This is a genomic window from Oceanobacillus jeddahensis (assembly GCF_000750635.1).
GTDB classification, from domain to species: Bacteria; Bacillota; Bacilli; order Bacillales; family Amphibacillaceae; genus Oceanobacillus; species Oceanobacillus jeddahense.
This window is the reverse complement of sequence record NZ_CCDM010000002.1, coordinates 234,301-251,022: the sequence shown is the minus strand read 5'-3', so window position 1 is coordinate 251,022 and position 16,722 is coordinate 234,301. Positions and strand designations below refer to the sequence as shown.

Here is a 16,722-nt window from a genome sequence, read left to right as displayed (position 1 = left end):
CCAATTTTCAATAAGACTGCCAAATTATATTTTAAATGATTTCTTTTTAACGCACCGTATCCATATACCGGTCTTTCTCCAATTCCAACACTTTTTTCTGAATAGACGCTTCTTCCTCTTCTTGCTCCTGCTCCTCCAAGATACGGGACGCTGTATCCGACTCTTTGGAGAATAAATGAAAGAGATTCGCTTTTTCCCCTAACATTTCCAGCATTGCCACATCGATGCTATCCTCTGTCAGTAAACGATACACAACCACATTCCGGGATTGTCCCATTCGATAAGCACGGCTGATAGCCTGTTCCTCCATTGTCGGCTTCCACTGCGGTTCGCATAAAATAACCACATTGGCAGCTTGGATATTCACCCCGACACCGCCGGCAGTAATCTGGCTGACCAAAACAGAACCCGCTTCATCCACTGTAAAGGCATCAATCATTTCCTGTCTTTTATGATGCGGAACATCCCCTGTCATCGTTCGATAAGTTCCCTCTTCTAAATTTTCACTGATTATCTGAATCACATCTTTAAAATAAGAGTATACCAGCACCTTATGTCCGTTTTCCTTGGCATTCTCACAGATTTCAAGCAGCTTCTCCAGCTTAGGTGATTTACCTGGAGTACCGCCCTGCCAGCCTGCACGGCGCATCGCCATCACTTGTTCCTCTTTTACGGCCTGCTGATAGAACTTCTCCTCTTCTTCACCAAAACGAACCCATTCTGGAATAATCTCCAGATCTGGAAGCTCATGTAATACGTCCTTCCGATTTCTTCTTAAATAAACCGGAGCAATTGCTTCACGGAATGCTTGCGGCTTACGCAACAGCATTTCCTCTGATAAATTCTCCGCAATTCCAGGCTGTAGAACAGAAACCAACTGCATCATTTCTTCTACTGTATTCTCGAGTGGCGTTCCGCTCATAAGTAAGACATACTCCGCTCTATCTACCAAATGATACACATTTTGCGAGCGTTTGGTATTCGGATTCTTCACGTAATGTGCCTCATCTACAATCAACGCATCAAAATGGTGGCTATTTTCCAACGGCAGAGTTCCCGCCAATTCAAAGGTGGTTATTAAAAGACCAGCACCTTCTTGCCAAGCTTGAAACTGTTCCTCCCGATTGCTGCCATGAAAAATAAATGGCTGTAAATCAAAACGCTGTTCCATCTCTCTTTTCCAGTGGGCAATCACACTCAGTGGACAAATAATAACAGCATGTCCCTGATGGTTTTGCCTGAGATGGTTAAGAATAGCAAGTGCTTGAACCGTTTTTCCTAAGCCCATCTCATCGCCCAGCAGCGTTTTTTTATAAAGCAAGGCATACTTCGCACCAAAAATTTGATAATTTCTTAATGTAATATGCAGTCCAGTCGTATCAAGCGGATGGTTATTGACTGCTTCTACAACTTCTGCCGGTAAACTTTCGGAAACATTCTCCGTATCAAAATCGGTTGCTTTTTCAATTTCTGTATAATAAAAGGCATTTTCTGTTTCAAAATGTCGTTTAAGCTCTTCTTTACTTACTTCAAATTCAAGCATGTCATCTAATTTTTGCTTGATTGCATCTAATTCCTTCTGGTGCTTGCTTTTATTTAAATTGGCAAAAGCAGACCGGATTTTTTCCTTCTCCTCTTTCGGCTGGAACAAGCCTGCAAAAAAGCCTTTCTGCTTCTTAGCCATCTCAATATCATGTTTGGCTTCATTATAATACTCCTGAAACTTCTCCTGCATCTCTTCAAACATCTTCATCAGATGCCATTTCTTATAAATTGATTCCAGCAAATGAAAATCTACATCTGAAATATCATCCGGATTCACACGGGGAATTGCCTGTTCATACACAGATGCTTTTATCCCGGTAACAGCCGAATAAATTTGCTGCGCCGTATCCTCATCTACCTCATCCAACTGCATCAAATCTTGTACTGTATAATCCGTTATATCATTCATCGTTTTCAAACCATTATCTATCAAGCTGTTTATAGGAAGCCCATGTTGCACTGTTAAGATGGTGTCCAAAGGCATCTTCTTTAATTGCGCTTTTCCTGAGCTTGTTTTCAGCCTCTGCCAAATTCCTTTAATACGATCATTAAATAACTCCTCCGAGTTGATATCAATACTTTTGCGAATCCGGTTCAGCTCTGCTTCCAACCGTTCCACATCTTGTCTTGTCCGTACCATTCCAACTTCCTCCTGCTTCTCTATCTCAAACATATCTATATCTTTTATTTTTATTAAAGACAGCTGTTGTATCGTTCACACTTACTGTCTCACCACGTTTATAATTACCTTTCGTTCTCACAGAATAAACTACATTTTATTATTGTAGCATTGTTTAGAGCAGGTTAAAAAGAGAATACCGTCTTAATATTGTATATTCTCCTTTGTTACTCATGAAAAACCAATATCCAGATTCTAATAAAGATATGAAATAGCTTCTGAATGAATGAAAAAACCGCTTGATACAAGCATACCAAACGGATAAAAAAGCATTGATTTTATTTTACATAAAGCAAATTTTATGTAGTATGATAAGAATTCTCCTTATGAACCTTCTGAAAAAAATGTTTATAGGATTTATGTTCACGACTTCCCTTGATCAAATGATGATTTCTGCTTAATAAACTCTTATAATACGCAGTAAATCCTGCATGTGATAATCGCAAATTTGCCATTCTTTTAATTGGTTCATCTGTTTTACTCACCTTATCATCCTCCTTGCTTCAGCTTATGTACAAGAAGAATTAATTATGAAACCAGCAGAAATATATAAGAACAAATTAAAAATATTCCAAACATTTTCTTTGTTTGGTTACATCATTTTCGGTGTTTCTGTCCCTGTATCTTGTTGTTACACGATGAAAACCCCTTTGTTAGAGCCTTTTGGGTATGTTCAGAGCTGCTTAAATTGTTTACATTTTTATAATTATAGTGTATTATAAATTTATAAACGAATATACTAATAAAAACCGCCCGGTGCTCTAACACCGAACGGTTTTTACAATAGACTACTTATAGGAGTAGCGCGCTTGGATTAAAATAATCCCTCATAGCCCTACAAAAGCATACGAGGGATTATTTTTTATTATGCTTATCGGACATGATAAATGCAATCAGCATCCCGAAGGACACCGTTAATGTCATAATAGAAATGACTATCGTTATCACATTTGTTAAATCCATAAGCAGCACCTCCCTTCTTAAAAGAAGTTCAGTGCGCTGCCCCTCATATGCATGTTCGTCTATTGATTCTATTATTATAGCATACAGCCAATCAATAGTCGCACTATTTCGTTAAATATCCGATAACTTTTCCTCAGCTTATTCACATTCCATTCTCAGGAAGTCTATCCATAAAATGAATGCATAGATAGCCCTTCCTTTTGAATTTTGATTATTTCCAGCTATTCTAAACATACATACGTTTATTAACAGAATCAGCTTAAATCAAGTTCCGCAAATATTTTATCTTATCCATATCTTTATGATTATTTTTATCCGCACGGTAGCTGTCTTTAGAAGAAGCCTCGTACACTTTCAAATATTGGTCAGATTTTAACAAATAATACTTTACATCTCCCTGCCGATGAAGTTCTAAATCCTCTAAAGGTATCCCAGCAAAGGCTGGTAACGTATCCATAATGCCAAATCCAACAGCCAGGCCATCCTTTTCAAATTCATGCTCATGCAGATCGACAAGGCTGTATCCCAGAGATAACATACTATTTATAATTTCCTCCCAATCAAAAACAGCTTGTTCAGGCGGGACCTCCCATCCTCTTTTATCACCGGGAACATGAATATCCAGGTCCTGTGCATTCCAATTCTTCCCTGTAACTACTTCTAAACCGACTGAACCCATTAATAAAGGCGTAATGTTTCTCTGATTAAGCTGTTTTGCAATGATTAGAAAATTAGTGAACTTATTATTTTGCACGGATTCACCCCCTTTTCAATCTGGTATAATAATTTCTAATTATAGCGCAGGAAATGGCGAGATAACCTCTTTGTTCAAATTATCTCTTCTTTTATCGTAGAGACTTAAACATATACTCCTTGTATTTCCTGATTTTCATATTTTCGCAATACACTGCTTATCATCGTTGCAACATTTTCCTTCTCCACCGATACAGATGCATATTGTTCCACTTCATGTTCACCGACACAAACGCTGTGCAAGGCATTTTCAAACAGGCATTGATCATTACTGTCATTACCAAAAGCAATAAATTCCTGTACCTGTAAACGATGCAGCCCTCTTACTTTATTGATCCCGATCGGACTGATGTCGATTGCATTTTCCCCTTTGTAACAGGTTATATTTACAGGCAGGGTGGAAAGCTCATCTATTACACGCTGTGGAGGGTGAAACAGAACAAGCTTACATAGCTTATGTAGACTTCGCAGGTTGCGATTTTGTGCTGACGTTTGATTAATATTCTTATAAATCGGATGTATCATTTCCCCTGTAAACGCATAATCCCAATCACTATCTGCCAAATACGTAACTTGGGTTTCCTCCACCAGTTTTATGAGCTGTGTAAGCAAACTATCTTGAAAATGGATGACATCAATCTTTCCATTTTTTGAAGTATATGCCCCGTTCCCTCCAACTAATTTCTCTTGTTGAAGAGACTCCGGCAAGACCGGCAATAAATCGCGAATTGGTCTTGCGGACGCAAAAATTACTTGATGTCCTGCTTCTTTTATCTCTTCCAACACTTGTACAATGGATGAATCAATTGTTTTTCCATCAAAACAAATTGTGCCATCTATATCAAAAACAAAATTCATGTGAATCACCTCTTTTTCAAGTATACTATGGATAAAAAAATACGAAAGGACAAATGTCCCAAGGAGGAAATAACATGAAACTAAACCAATTCGCTGCTATTTACAATTATTCCATTCCAAATAAATTGGAAAAGGAAATCAGCATTCGCACATATCAATCCCGAGAATACATATTAACGGCTGGAGAAGAAATCGACGGATTTTATTTTTTAATAAGTGGAAAATACTTTGTTTCTACTCAAGAAATCACCGGCAAGGAACTGTTGCTTCGTTATTGCCAGACTCCTGCCATCATGGGGGATATTGAAATGCTGGAAGGATGCCTGATTGAATCGAATTGTATCGCTGCGGAACCATGTACTTTTGTCTTTATTCCCAAAAGGTTATATGAAAAAGAGTTACATTATGATGCAGCCTTTATGCAGATATTATTAAAAGAGCTGGCATATAAACTTCGGACATGCACCATTTCATCCAGAGTTAACGCACTGTCCCCTGCTAATGTCCGCTTAGCTGCTTTTTTGTGCACGACTGCTTCTGATTCAGATTCTAAGGCATCATATATTTCAACAAATAATATTGAAGAAACAGCTGCTTTAATTGGAACCACGAAAAGACATGTCAATCGCATTTTAAAACAATGGATAAACCAGGGGATTGTAGAGCGGGAGGAGAATGACATACGAATTTTACAATGGGATAAGGTGGAGGAGATTTCTGAGAATGTGCGGTTTGAATAACACCAGCCATTCCCGGAAATCTCCTTCTGTTAAAGCAGGAATCTACCAAAAATCATCGCATTTTCTAACCACATATGTAATCGCATTTGTTTGCAATAACACATCCGTTTCATCACGTGTAATTGTATACTTCAACGGCTTCACCAGCTGCTTCCGTACTTCCCAGCCTTCATACAGCCTGTTTAATTTATAAAGCATTTCATCTGTTTTCATATTCACTTCCATCATGACATCTAATTTTTTATTTTCTGCAATATCTATTTCTTCTACCTCTGAATTAACAATAATGCAGTTGATTCCATTCTTTCTGGTTCCCTTTGCCATATTCTTTATTACTTTGTCAAAAACAGTTTCAGAAGCAACATGTTCTAAGGCTGATACTGCGATAATAAAATCAAATCCCTCTTTTTCGATTGGATAATCCTCTATATCCACAGTTTCCAGCTTTATGACTTCTTCCACATCATATTCTTTACGGTATTGATTTAATTTTTCCGTTGCGGAGGACAACAAATCAACGCAGACAACCTCTCCACTGCCTTTTATTTCTTTGGCTATTGGAATACTGTTCCGCCCAACCCCCGAACCTATATCCAGTACACGAATATTCGTTTTTTCTTTAAAATACGGCAATTGCTCCATTACTGTTTTAACAGGCCTGTACAGCCATGATCCTTTCTCAAACAGCTTATAATTATCATAACAAGCATCATGGTATTCTTTTTCTTTGTGTCTAATGTATTCAATTCTGTCCAATGGAATCCCCCCAAGATTGTATAACTTTAGTCATCCTCAAACTCATGAAACAGCATGCCCCTGACTGTTGTAAATTACTTACTTTCTCGTTTTCCCTGCTTCTTTTTATTTGCTATAGTAAACATTATACAGAATAAACTGAATTTCAGGAGGTTTCTTATGCCAGACAAAACATCATTACAATTACCAGAAGCATTTGAGCAATACCGTTCTATCGTTCAAGATACGCTGATGCCGGTTGTAAAGGTTTCTACTACAGAGCGGGAAACATCTTTATTTGAAAGCAAGTTTGCAGGTGATCCATACTTTCCTGCTTCTAAGGAATATCCTAAAAATGAAGAGGGGGCTCCTTTAAAGCTATTAGCACAAATTAATTTTGAAGAAGTTCCTGTTCATTTACCGCATTTCCCTCATAAAGGGATTTTGCAATTTTATATTGATGGCAATGATGATGTGTTGGGAATGGATTTTGATGATAGGAAAAATCAATCTGGCTTTCGTGTGATCTTCCATGAAAAAATAATTCAAGATGTGTCTCAATTAATACAAGACTTTTCTTTTGTAACACTGCCAGATGATGAGCTATTTTTCCCTGTTGAGCAAGAGATGGGTTTATCTTTTAAAACAGATCTGGAAGCTCTTACGGAAAGCGATTATCGCAGTGATGAAATTTACGCAGATATAATTGATAAAATAAATGATGATGAAAATCTGACAGAAGCATTTTTCCAGTGTTTTAGCGGGACTGGGCATAAACTTGGCGGCTATCCTTTCTTTACACAGGAAGATCCGCGTGCCTATGGAGATCATCAAGATACAGATATTTTACTGCTGCAGATAGATAGTAATGGCGATAAGATTGTTTGGGGAGATTCCGGTGTTGGAAATTTCTTTATCTCCGAAGAGGATTTGAAGAATAGAAATTTTAGTAAAGTGCTTTTTAATTGGGATTGTTATTAGAAAGAATGGCTGTTGCATGATCAGATAACTGAACTGATTATGCAGCAGCCTGTTCTTTTTCATAAATAAAGTTATTCCCAAACTGTATCCAATTTATCTGCATAAAAACCGATTGCTCTGCCAAATTTTTTAATATCTTCATCGCCTGTCGTTTCTGCAATATTCTTTAATAACAGCTCCATTGCTTGGTGATGCTCTTTTACATTGTAAAGCGTCATTGCGTAAAATACTTGAATCGCTCTATTATTAGGAAATGATTCCAATCCTTTCAAAAATGTTTCTTTTGATTTTTCATATTCTCCTAATGTTCGATAAGTGCTTCCAAGCCCTAATAAAGCATCTTCTAAATTCTCTTTTTCCAAGCCTAACTGAATTGCTTTTTCATAATACGGCACGGCTTTTCTTTCTTCTCCTAAAACATCATGGCTCCAGGCGCATTGATAATTAAGAAAAGCATTGTTGGGATGATCTTCAACTAACCTTAATATAATATTTTTAGATTCATTCAGCTCTCCTTTTTCTCTTAATTCAATAGCTTTCTGCAGTTCCTGGTTTACCTGTGCACTTTTTTGAATATGCTCATTCATCTGCATCACCTCTCCTTAATCCCTTTCCCGGCAAACACCGTTGTTTTCGTCTCTTCAGGCATAACCAGCACCGGCCAGTAAAAAGCTCCACCGCGCCAGCCCTGTTCTTCCACTCCATTTTGCCTTGTCAGGATTAATGATGGCACAATCCGCGCTAAATTTCGTGCTATTTTCAATTCATCCTGCTTCGTATCTGGAGCATCTTCAAACTTTCCTGTGCTTTTCCGAATACGTGCCATATTACGATTCTGACGCAAAACAATCCAGACCAGCCCTTTTCGATTCGTATCCGTTTCCTCTGATAAATAATTTATCACAGCACCATATGTTTCTAAATCCCACTCATAGCCCTCTTTAAACGAATAGGTTTGATAAATCATCGCCAGCAGCGCTTGGACTTTCTCCTTTTTAACCAGAAAACAACGGTCATCTTTAGGGTGTACTGCTTTTGCTGTCTGCTTCATTGTTTCTACATGCTTATCTATCTTTTTCATTTCCCGTTCCAGATAGCTTTTCGCAATCGTTTGAAAACCAGATGGCAGCATCCGTTTTCCCGGCTTTAACATGTGTACGCTTGATAGTAAAATTTTATTCGGATTGCATGGTAAGATCGTATTATCAGTATCCTTTTGAATAAAAGTCACTTCGCCGCTGTTTGCCCCAGATTCAAAAGCCCGGCGCAATTCGGTATCAAATTCATGCATCTGCTCCATCACATCATAGATTCGTCTGGTTGTATAAAAACGGGTAACTGCAATATCAGCCAGCGGACGAGCACCGTACATTCTGGAATGCTGCAAAACCGTGTCCTGCTGGAATTTTTGCGGATTCCTTCCATAGTAAAAGCCAATTAAATTTTTAATCGTGATTCCACGGTCGAGAATCTGTCCGCCTATAAAGAAATTAAGCGGTGTCCGTAATTTCAGTTCTCCTGATTTGTCCAATAGATTATCAACATCCTGCTCTGAATTCACAATTTCAATCAACAGCTCCTCCTCTATCAAAGCATCACGGACGTTAGAAAGCACTTCATCAAACGCAGGAAAATACGTATCCTTCCTTTTTGAGCGCGCAAAATCCTGGTACGCCGTACGAATTAACTGATCAAAGATAGGGTCTTCTTTCTCCATTGCTTTGCGCAGCTGTTCCTCCATCCGCAGCATAACCTCTTCCTGCCACTGATGTGCAGCCTTCGTGGTGATCGTGTGCATGATGAAAGCATATTTTCCAGGCCGCTCCCCCTCTTTTTGCTGTTGAATATTACGTATTTTACTGCCGACAATAAAATGAATCAATGCGCTGCGAATCCCTTCATAACGTTCTCCTGTAAGCAGATGGTTGACTTTCACCTTACGTTTATCACTTTTCCTTAAAATTTCAAGCTCTTCCTCTTGAATTTCATGGTAGAGACAGCTTGCCATGTGTTTGTCCTCTTTCGATCTTTCAAAATACATTTCCCCGCCAACATATTTATCATGCACCGGCACCAATTCTGTAAAAGCCGGACGCTTCGGCTGAAATGCTTTATGCTCATGAACAGTCATATCATCCGGCTGGAGATATAAGGAATATGGTGTCGCTGTCACCTGCAGATAAGCCGCATCATCTAATCGGGCTCGAATCTGATCAATTTGCCCGGCAATCACTTTGAGATCTATTATATTTTTATTATTTTCATATGCCACAGAAGCAAAATCTGCCTCATCATCAATAAATAAGATTTTCCGTACAGCCAGATCGGGATACATTTCAAACAACAGGTTCTCTAAACGCTGCATATTTTTCTTTTCTTTTTTTAAAACAACCACAAGCTTTTTCTTCAATTCAAATTTACGCAGCTTTATCGGCATTTTCATAATGTCGTAAACTGCCAGATGATCCCCTTCAATACACTCCGCAAATTCACTCTCTACCCTTTCAAAAGTCTGTTTGACAAGGGCGTTTGAATTTTTAGTCAGGATAATCACCATGTCAAAACCATTATCAAATCCTAGTCCCATCGAACCAAGAAAAGAGCGTGTTTTTCCTGACTGGATATGTCCTAAAAGCATTCCAGGCTTTTTGGATGTCGTCGAAGTTTCTATTAGTTTTGACACTGTATTCTGCATGACATTTATTTCTTCTTGTTTATAATTATTTTTGTTAAGTAATGGGGAAAAGAAAGCTCCATCCATTTTTAATTCTTTTAAATCGACAGTTTGCATATGTATTTCCTTACCTTCTATATCAAGCAAAAAAGTGACCTAGACCGCCACTTTCAGCTTTTTTTATTTCTTCACAAGATGTATCTAAATATATCATTTTTAGATAGTATACTCAATTTACTGCGGCAAAAGATCCTTCTTATCTAAAAGTGCGTGTTCAAAAAGTCCGATAAATAGGACCAAGTCGGTTAAGAACGCGACGTCCTGTCGCAACACCGACACTAGCACGTCCTGTGCGTCGGAAGTTCAAGGCGACTAGCAAATTCCAAACGGAGCGTATGCCTTATGATACGTGAGTAACGGTTTTGGTGGGGCGAGTAATCGCAAAAGGTCTTCGATGGGACGAGTAATCGCAGTCCCAGACCCCATTGGAATTTGCTAGTCAACGCAGAAATTCGCCGCGTCATTTTTATTGGACTTTTTGAACATCCTCTAAAAGTTCTCATTCGTATATGATCACTTTTCCTATTTACTCCTGCCGTCTTATTTCTGCCATGTTCTTGCGAGATTCGAAAAGAAAAGCTACAATGAAAAGCGGACATACAAGCAGATTTCTATTATAATGATTGATCTTTCAAGCCATGAGGATGGTTAAAAATAGAATCTTTTTCCCTATTAAAATAAAATAACTAACATAAAAAGCTCCTTCTATTACACATAGAAGGATTTTGTAAGTCTATATCGATAAGGATACAGGAATAAACTTTATCCTTTTTGACCGTAAATAATGAGGAGTTATCAATATGAATAAAGTAAAGAACGAAAGCTATTATAAGATTCTTGGCACAACAGCCAATATTGGTCAAGCAAGAATCGAAGAAAAATATCTGGAGGCTTTGGAGAAACATCCATTGGAAACAGATCCGGAAGGCCATACCAAAGTACAGGAAGCTTATGAGGTTTTAAAAGATCCTGAGAAAAGAGCCGCGTATGACGAAACCCGTAAAAATGGAAAGAAAAGCAGCGGGCACAACACAAAGAAAACCGACACAGTTGGATCTACCAAAGCAGAGAAAGACAATATATCAGGAACAGAGACAAATGAAATCAAACAACCCGATGAAGCAGAACAATTAATTATCGATGCAAAAAATGCAATGGATAATGGAGATAACCAAACAGCCTTTGAAATTTATAAGAAATTAAACAAACTTGTACCCGATAGCGGTGAAATCAAGTTCAAACTATTAAAATTGGCCAGTTTAAATAACGATGTCAACGAAATGGAAAAGGTATTTTCAGAAATCATTCCTCTAACTATCAGCGACGAGGAGCAGCAGGTTATCTATGCTTTAAAAGCTGACATTTATCAAGATCACGGCTATCTCGACAAAGCTATCGAAACATATGAATATATACTGAAAAAGTTTCCTGAACAGGCAACCATGTTTGGACCTGCCCTTGCGCATCTTTATGCCCATACAAAACAACCCGATAAAGCTCTCCATTTAATGGAGCAATCCCAACCGACAGAAAATGAGGATATAAAAACAACAACAGCATTCTACCTGAATTGGATTGACACGATCATTATCCTGGAAAATTGGCCGGCATTATCTAAGGTATTATCAAAATTTAAAAAGCATCTAAAAAAAATCACTGACGAAGATACTTTAACTAATTTGAAAGATGAACTAATGGAGCAATATATGTATTTTCATAAAGGGGCACTATTTCAAGAAGCTGAAATTTACATCGGCTTAGCTGATACGGTCACAAACAAAAATGATAATGACATTAAACAAGCTTATAATGAAACCAAGAAACAAGCCCGACTACAAAAAGAAATAAATAAGTTATCTCGTGAGATCAATATCCATCAACTGATTTACTACAAAGCATACGAATGGTTCTATACTGGAAAAGTAGCAGCAGCTAGAGTGATTGCTGTCATTAATGAATTACCCACCTATATAAGACAACAGCTTGAAGATGATAAAGAGAGCTACGCAGCAGGTATTTTGCAGTTGAAGAAAAAATATCCGTTCATTTATAAAACATACCAGAATCAGTGGGATAGTTTATTTGAACAGTTAACTGTTGGACTTAGCCGGGAAGAGAGAAGGAATTTACGTAAGAAAAAATAAGAGATGAATATAAACTAACACTTAGCCATTCGGTTAAGTTGTTAGTTTTTTGTTTAATTAGATTCACAATTTATCTTGTGTTTGCAAGTATTTAAAAATGAAATAATATATTTTCATGAGTCTTTATTAACATTATCTTCAAAGCAATTTCATTATTAGAAAACAAGAAGGCTGGGTTCAACTTTAAAACCTGCCTTCTTGTTTTCTGATATTCTATTTCAAGTCCCCTCACTCATCCTTATTCAAAGGAACTGGAGGCCTACCCTCCAGCGGAATCTTCCAATACCACCATTTAAATATTCTTGCTATAACAAAACAAGCAATAACAATAGCTAAATAGATACTTACAAACGCCCAATGCTGTCCAGTCATCAGCATAATCGGTCCCGCCGACCATGCAAATAGCTCCAGAGGTGTATTTAATGGACCAACGATTGCTGTATCAGTTAACGTTTTTGATTTATTATTCGGATCAATAACTCTTAGCAAGGTAAGTCCAATGGCAAAAACTCCTGTGGAATAGCCGTATACAAAGATAGAGCGCTCAAACCAGCTTTCATAGTTCATTCCAGGACCAATGACCACAAGTGTGAGCACGATGACAACAAGACCTGAAAGCATTAATAACGTTAATGGCAGCCAGTACTCTCTAACGACCGGCAGTTGAATCGAAGCCACTCCGAAGAATACAAGATAATCAGTTGCAGAACTGCCAATACGGTCTACGATTTTACTATCTACATATTTATAGATACCTTTTTTCCCTCTTCCCAGGACAATATACATCAGCAAGGCAATAATAAATGCAATCGTAAATGTCGGGAATTCTAAATTCCAGGTCTCTGCAATGTAGTTATTTAATAAATACCCTAAACCGGCAGGAACCACTAACAACGCTACGTGGAAAGCCAGCGGATCAAGCGCGATAGGCGATACCGTATCCTTCCCCATAGATGTTCGATTTTCAGGCTTTACTAACCCCGTTTTTAAATCCTCGGATATCTCTGAAAAATCCTTTACATATTGTGTATAACCTTTTCTTGTCGCCCATTTGATAAAAATAAGCCCGCCAAAAATACCAATGAGCATACCACCGGTGGCTGCTGTCATACCTAAATCAGTTGCATTTGCCCATCCTAAGTTCTCAAAAGTCGTCCCTATTGCCGCTGCTGTTCCATGTCCCCCATAAAACCCAGCCGCTAATAGTAAACCGAATCCATAATTAATCTCCGGCATAAACTTGGAAATAACAATGATTGCAAAAATAATCGGAATCGCAACCTGAAGAGCAATCCCTAAAATTTTATAAATAGCATAAGCACCCATCCGGTTAAGGTCTTTCTTCATATTGCCCGGGGAGAAAGAAAAACCATTAATCCCTACAGCTGCAAATACTAATATGGTAATCACGCCTGCATAGGAACCAATATGTTCAGAAAGCGGTAAAATATCAAGAAAACCGGGGCCTAAAGCTAGACCAAGGAACCCCGCTAATAAACTTGCAGGCACGAAGCTTCTTTGTATAAACCTAATTTTTGCACGTAGAAACATCCCTATTAAAATAAGAATGCTTGCACAGGCAAAATCTACTAATAATGTATTTATCGTCATCTATTATCCTCTTTCCTGCATTAATCCGTAATAAAATTGGTTGATCTTGTGCGTGTAGCTGGAGGTGCAAAATCAATTTCTTCCTTTTGAAGATGAAGCACATCTTCCGGACGGGCCCAAGGCCGGTCTTGAATCGCACTGGTTTCTTCATGTGTAAGATAGCCTCTATAAGCCGTTAAACTTCTTCTCAAAAAGCCATCGCGCACACAGGCTTCTTCCACACCATGATTTAAAATCGATTGAATATGCGGTAATACCGAAGCCGCATAAGCAACGGAAGTAGAATTTGCAATTGCACCAGGAATATTACTGACACAATAATGTACCACGCCATTTTCAACATACATCGGATCTTCATGGGTTGTTTCACGGAAGGATTCAATGGCACCATCTTCATCATTACTGATGTCTACAATAACAGAACCCTTTTCCATTAAGTGAAGCATATCCCGGTCAATTAAATAATCTTTATTTTCCTTTGGCCACTTCACACAGTTAATCACCATATCTATTTCCGGAAGTAATTTCTTAATATTTTGCTTTGTGGATAATTGTGTATTTACTTTTTCGTTATATGTTTTCCCGATGTCTCTTAATACACCATAATTAACGTCCATTACCGTACACCAGGCTCCTAAAGATTGCAGCACCTGTAATGCAGAGCGTCCTACAAGTCCGCCTCCTAAAATCAGCACCTTCATACCAGGAGCTCCTGCAAGTCCGCTGACAAATTTTCCTTTTCCGCCATTGATCGTCAGCATTGCATTTAGACCCATCAATGCACCTTGTTTTCCTGCTGCTTCACAGTTAACAGAACCAAAACGATGCGAATCCTCTGCTGTAAAGGCAATACTCTTGCTATCGAGAATAGCCTGTACTTGTTCCGGGTGCGCAGCCGGATGGATACATGTATAAACAATCTGGTTTTCTCTTAATAATCCATACTCGCTTTCTTCAATCTCTTTCACCTTTGCAAGAAAATCACATCGTTTGTACATTTCCTCCGTAGACTCAACTATTTCAGCGCCTTCCTGCTCATACTGTTCATTCGTAAACCCCGCTGACAAGCCTGCATCTTTTTGAACGAAAACGGTATGTCCATCTTCTTTAATAGTTGCTACCTCAACAGGAGTTAATACCACACGGTACTCTCCTATTTTATTATCTTTTAACACACCAAAAATCATTACTATTCCTCCAATATCTTTGTGAAGCATTTTTTTACATATAAATTAATACGATTAATATTTCACACTTTAAATACTTAACAAAGTATAAATTATATTACATGAAATTTCAAAATTATTTTCATTATGCACAAAATCTCAAATGAGAAAAGTTAGCGTCAGCTTTTTACTAAATAGAAGTATTTTATGATATACTTTTATTTAAATTGCTTTATAATGAAGTTAACTTAATTATAAAGAGAGGTGCTTTATAGTGGACTCAAAAATAGAGCTTATTCAAAAAATAAACGCTCTACAAAACCAGCTGAATGTCCAACTCGCCAGCAGATATGAGCATGAACTTGATAATCAGCTTACCGCAAAGCAAGTTTTATTATTAGAATTGATTCAAAATGGAATTGCTTCCACGAAAGACTTATCTCAGCATTTAAATACTTCCATGAGCGCCATTAGCCAGCTGCTGAACAAATTGGAGTCGAAGGAATATATCACTCGTCATATTAATAAAGAGAACCGCCGTGAAATCATTTTAAATTTGGCACCAAAGGCAGAGTTATATTTTGATAAATTACAAGAGCTTAACGATGACATCAACTATCATGTTTATGGACAGCTTTCTTTAGAGGATTTGCAACATTTAGATCGAATACTTAGCCATTTAAATACGATTGTAGAAGAGGTGTAGATGATGAATGTTATTCAGAAAGGAAAGTATCTTTGGCTGCTGATGCTCAGCCTTATTTTAGCCAGTAATTATATGCTGTATCAAACAGCGGTCGGAGCTGAGGTTTTACCGCCGGGGACTAATCCGGTTGTTTTAGGCTCGTTAATTGATTTAGTTATTATCGGGCCACTATTTTTCATGCTGTATAGAAAGAAATTCTCTATCAAGACAGCTGTTTTATTCGCAGCAGCAGGCTGTATAATAGCAAGACTTCTTATCCCCTCTCACTTGTTAGGCCCTTATGCAACAATTACTTGGGTCGGGATAGGCGCAGAAGCAGCATTAGTGCTTTTCGAGCTTTTATTTGTTATCGCTTTTTTCCGGTACCTTCCTAGCATCATACAAAAAGTGAAAACAAGCGCATTGCCTGTTATTTTTTCTTTTCCAAAAGCAGTGGACCATTATGTAAAGAATAACCCGATTATCCATGTGATTTGCTCGGAGTTTTTGGTTTTTTACTATGCGCTTTTCACTTGGAAAAAGACACCGTCAAACGGGATAACACTCCATAAAAAATCAAACTTTATCGCCTTTCAGATTATGATGATTCATGCAATTATCGTGGAAACGTTCGCTATTCATTGGTGGCTTCACGAAAAGTCTATTGTTATTTCTATAATTTTATTGATTCTTAATATCTATTCGGTGATTTTTTTGATAGCGAGTATTCAATCCATCCGCCTGAATCCAATATATACAGATGAAAAGGCTCTCTATGTATCGTTCGGAATATTAAAACGGGTCAAAATTGATTTTCAGGATATTGAGAGCATAGTAGAGGATCCTGTTGTTTTAAAAAGTAAATTAGAAAAGGATACCATTGATTTTATCGCAAAGGATTTTGAGCAGGTTTATCCAGATATGATTTTAAAAATGAAAAAGCCAGTTAAAGCAACTTTATTTATGGGGATTCAAAAGGAATATTCCAAGGTCGCTATTAAGTCAGATGATCCGGAAAAACTGAAGGCTGTTATTTTTGCTAAGTAACAATAATGATTGATTACGCAGATCTCCTCATTCCAACAATCTGTACCGAATTAGTGTAGGATTTTTTTAAATTGGGTATAG

14 protein-coding genes are annotated in these 16,722 nt (G+C 37.7%); 5 read left to right on the top strand and 9 right to left on the bottom strand.

The window, feature by feature from the left end; all coding sequences use genetic code 11:
• Positions 1 to 46: 46 nt before the first annotated feature.
• From BN986_RS08975 to BN986_RS08960, 4 genes are all read right to left on the bottom strand, one after another.
• Positions 47 to 2,185, bottom strand: coding sequence for a DEAD/DEAH box helicase (locus BN986_RS08975; protein ID WP_052400722.1), 2,139 nt, complete (start codon positions 2,183 to 2,185; stop codon positions 47 to 49).
• A gap of 338 nt (positions 2,186 to 2,523) precedes the next feature.
• On the bottom strand, positions 2,524 to 2,709 hold the full coding sequence (locus tag BN986_RS08970) for a hypothetical protein (RefSeq protein WP_040979473.1): 186 nt from the start codon (positions 2,707 to 2,709) through the stop codon (positions 2,524 to 2,526).
• A gap of 737 nt (positions 2,710 to 3,446) precedes the next feature.
• A complete protein-coding gene (locus BN986_RS08965) occupies positions 3,447 to 3,941 on the bottom strand; it encodes a hypothetical protein (RefSeq protein ID WP_040979472.1) in 495 nt (164 codons plus the stop codon).
• A 104-nt stretch (positions 3,942 to 4,045) separates the two neighbouring features.
• On the bottom strand, positions 4,046 to 4,798 hold the full coding sequence (locus BN986_RS08960) for an HAD-IIB family hydrolase (protein WP_040979471.1): 753 nt from the start codon (positions 4,796 to 4,798) through the stop codon (positions 4,046 to 4,048).
• A 74-nt stretch (positions 4,799 to 4,872) separates the two neighbouring features.
• Here BN986_RS08960 and BN986_RS08955 point away from each other — a divergent pair, with 74 nt between their 5' ends.
• On the top strand, positions 4,873 to 5,538 hold the full coding sequence (locus tag BN986_RS08955; RefSeq protein WP_040979470.1) for a Crp/Fnr family transcriptional regulator: 666 nt from the start codon (positions 4,873 to 4,875) through the stop codon (positions 5,536 to 5,538).
• A 42-nt stretch (positions 5,539 to 5,580) separates the two neighbouring features.
• Here BN986_RS08955 and BN986_RS08950 read toward each other — a convergent pair whose 3' ends face one another.
• Positions 5,581 to 6,294, bottom strand: a complete 714-nt coding sequence (locus BN986_RS08950) for a class I SAM-dependent methyltransferase (RefSeq protein ID WP_040979469.1) — start codon at positions 6,292 to 6,294, stop codon at positions 5,581 to 5,583.
• A gap of 159 nt (positions 6,295 to 6,453) precedes the next feature.
• Here BN986_RS08950 and BN986_RS08945 point away from each other — a divergent pair, with 159 nt between their 5' ends.
• On the top strand, positions 6,454 to 7,254 hold the full coding sequence (locus BN986_RS08945; protein ID WP_040979468.1) for a YwqG family protein: 801 nt from the start codon (positions 6,454 to 6,456) through the stop codon (positions 7,252 to 7,254).
• 71 nt (positions 7,255 to 7,325) lie between these two features.
• On the opposite strand, the gene BN986_RS08940 is transcribed toward BN986_RS08945, so the two are convergent.
• Together BN986_RS08940 and BN986_RS08935 are read right to left on the bottom strand one after the other, a co-directional pair.
• On the bottom strand, positions 7,326 to 7,841 hold the full coding sequence (locus BN986_RS08940; protein ID WP_052400779.1) for a tetratricopeptide repeat protein: 516 nt from the start codon (positions 7,839 to 7,841) through the stop codon (positions 7,326 to 7,328).
• A gap of 5 nt (positions 7,842 to 7,846) precedes the next feature.
• Positions 7,847 to 10,075, bottom strand: coding sequence for a Z1 domain-containing protein (locus tag BN986_RS08935; protein WP_244444977.1), 2,229 nt, complete (start codon positions 10,073 to 10,075; stop codon positions 7,847 to 7,849).
• Between the two features lie 713 nt (positions 10,076 to 10,788).
• Here BN986_RS08935 and BN986_RS25705 point away from each other — a divergent pair.
• On the top strand, positions 10,789 to 12,132 hold the full coding sequence (locus BN986_RS25705; RefSeq protein WP_052400721.1) for a J domain-containing protein: 1,344 nt from the start codon (positions 10,789 to 10,791) through the stop codon (positions 12,130 to 12,132).
• A 228-nt stretch (positions 12,133 to 12,360) separates the two neighbouring features.
• On the opposite strand, the gene BN986_RS08925 is transcribed toward BN986_RS25705, so the two are convergent.
• Both BN986_RS08925 and BN986_RS08920 read right to left on the bottom strand, forming a co-directional pair.
• Positions 12,361 to 13,743: a sodium/glutamate symporter gene (locus tag BN986_RS08925; RefSeq protein ID WP_052400720.1), complete on the bottom strand. Its 1,383-nt coding sequence runs from the start codon at positions 13,741 to 13,743 to the stop codon at positions 12,361 to 12,363.
• Positions 13,744 to 13,763: 20 nt separating this feature from the next.
• Complete coding sequence (locus BN986_RS08920; protein WP_040979466.1) at positions 13,764 to 14,930, bottom strand: alanine dehydrogenase; 1,167 nt, start codon at positions 14,928 to 14,930, stop codon at positions 13,764 to 13,766.
• A gap of 253 nt (positions 14,931 to 15,183) precedes the next feature.
• On the opposite strand from BN986_RS08920, the gene BN986_RS08915 reads away from it, so the two are divergent.
• Positions 15,184 to 15,615, top strand: a complete 432-nt coding sequence (locus BN986_RS08915; protein WP_040979465.1) for a MarR family winged helix-turn-helix transcriptional regulator — start codon at positions 15,184 to 15,186, stop codon at positions 15,613 to 15,615.
• Between the two features lie 3 nt (positions 15,616 to 15,618).
• A complete protein-coding gene (locus tag BN986_RS08910) occupies positions 15,619 to 16,641 on the top strand; it encodes a hypothetical protein (RefSeq protein ID WP_040980745.1) in 1,023 nt (340 codons plus the stop codon).
• The last annotated feature ends 81 nt before the right edge of the window (positions 16,642 to 16,722 follow it).

What these genes read in the sequence shown, in the direction of transcription:
- BN986_RS08960 (WP_040979471.1), bottom strand. Translation starts at nt 4,798, where the DNA reads ATGAATTTTGTTTTTGATATAGATGGCACAATTTGTTTTGATGGAAAA.
- BN986_RS08945 (WP_040979468.1), top strand. Translation starts at nt 6,454, where the DNA reads ATGCCAGACAAAACATCATTACAATTACCAGAAGCATTTGAGCAATAC.
- BN986_RS08925 (WP_052400720.1), bottom strand. Translation starts at nt 13,743, where the DNA reads ATGACGATAAATACATTATTAGTAGATTTTGCCTGTGCAAGCATTCTT.
- BN986_RS08975 (WP_052400722.1), bottom strand. Translation starts at nt 2,185, where the DNA reads ATGGTACGGACAAGACAAGATGTGGAACGGTTGGAAGCAGAGCTGAAC.
- BN986_RS08940 (WP_052400779.1), bottom strand. Translation starts at nt 7,841, where the DNA reads ATGAATGAGCATATTCAAAAAAGTGCACAGGTAAACCAGGAACTGCAG.
- BN986_RS08955 (WP_040979470.1), top strand. Translation starts at nt 4,873, where the DNA reads ATGAAACTAAACCAATTCGCTGCTATTTACAATTATTCCATTCCAAAT.
- BN986_RS08920 (WP_040979466.1), bottom strand. Translation starts at nt 14,930, where the DNA reads ATGATTTTTGGTGTGTTAAAAGATAATAAAATAGGAGAGTACCGTGTG.
- BN986_RS08910 (WP_040980745.1), top strand. Translation starts at nt 15,619, where the DNA reads ATGAATGTTATTCAGAAAGGAAAGTATCTTTGGCTGCTGATGCTCAGC.
- BN986_RS25705 (WP_052400721.1), top strand. Translation starts at nt 10,789, where the DNA reads ATGAATAAAGTAAAGAACGAAAGCTATTATAAGATTCTTGGCACAACA.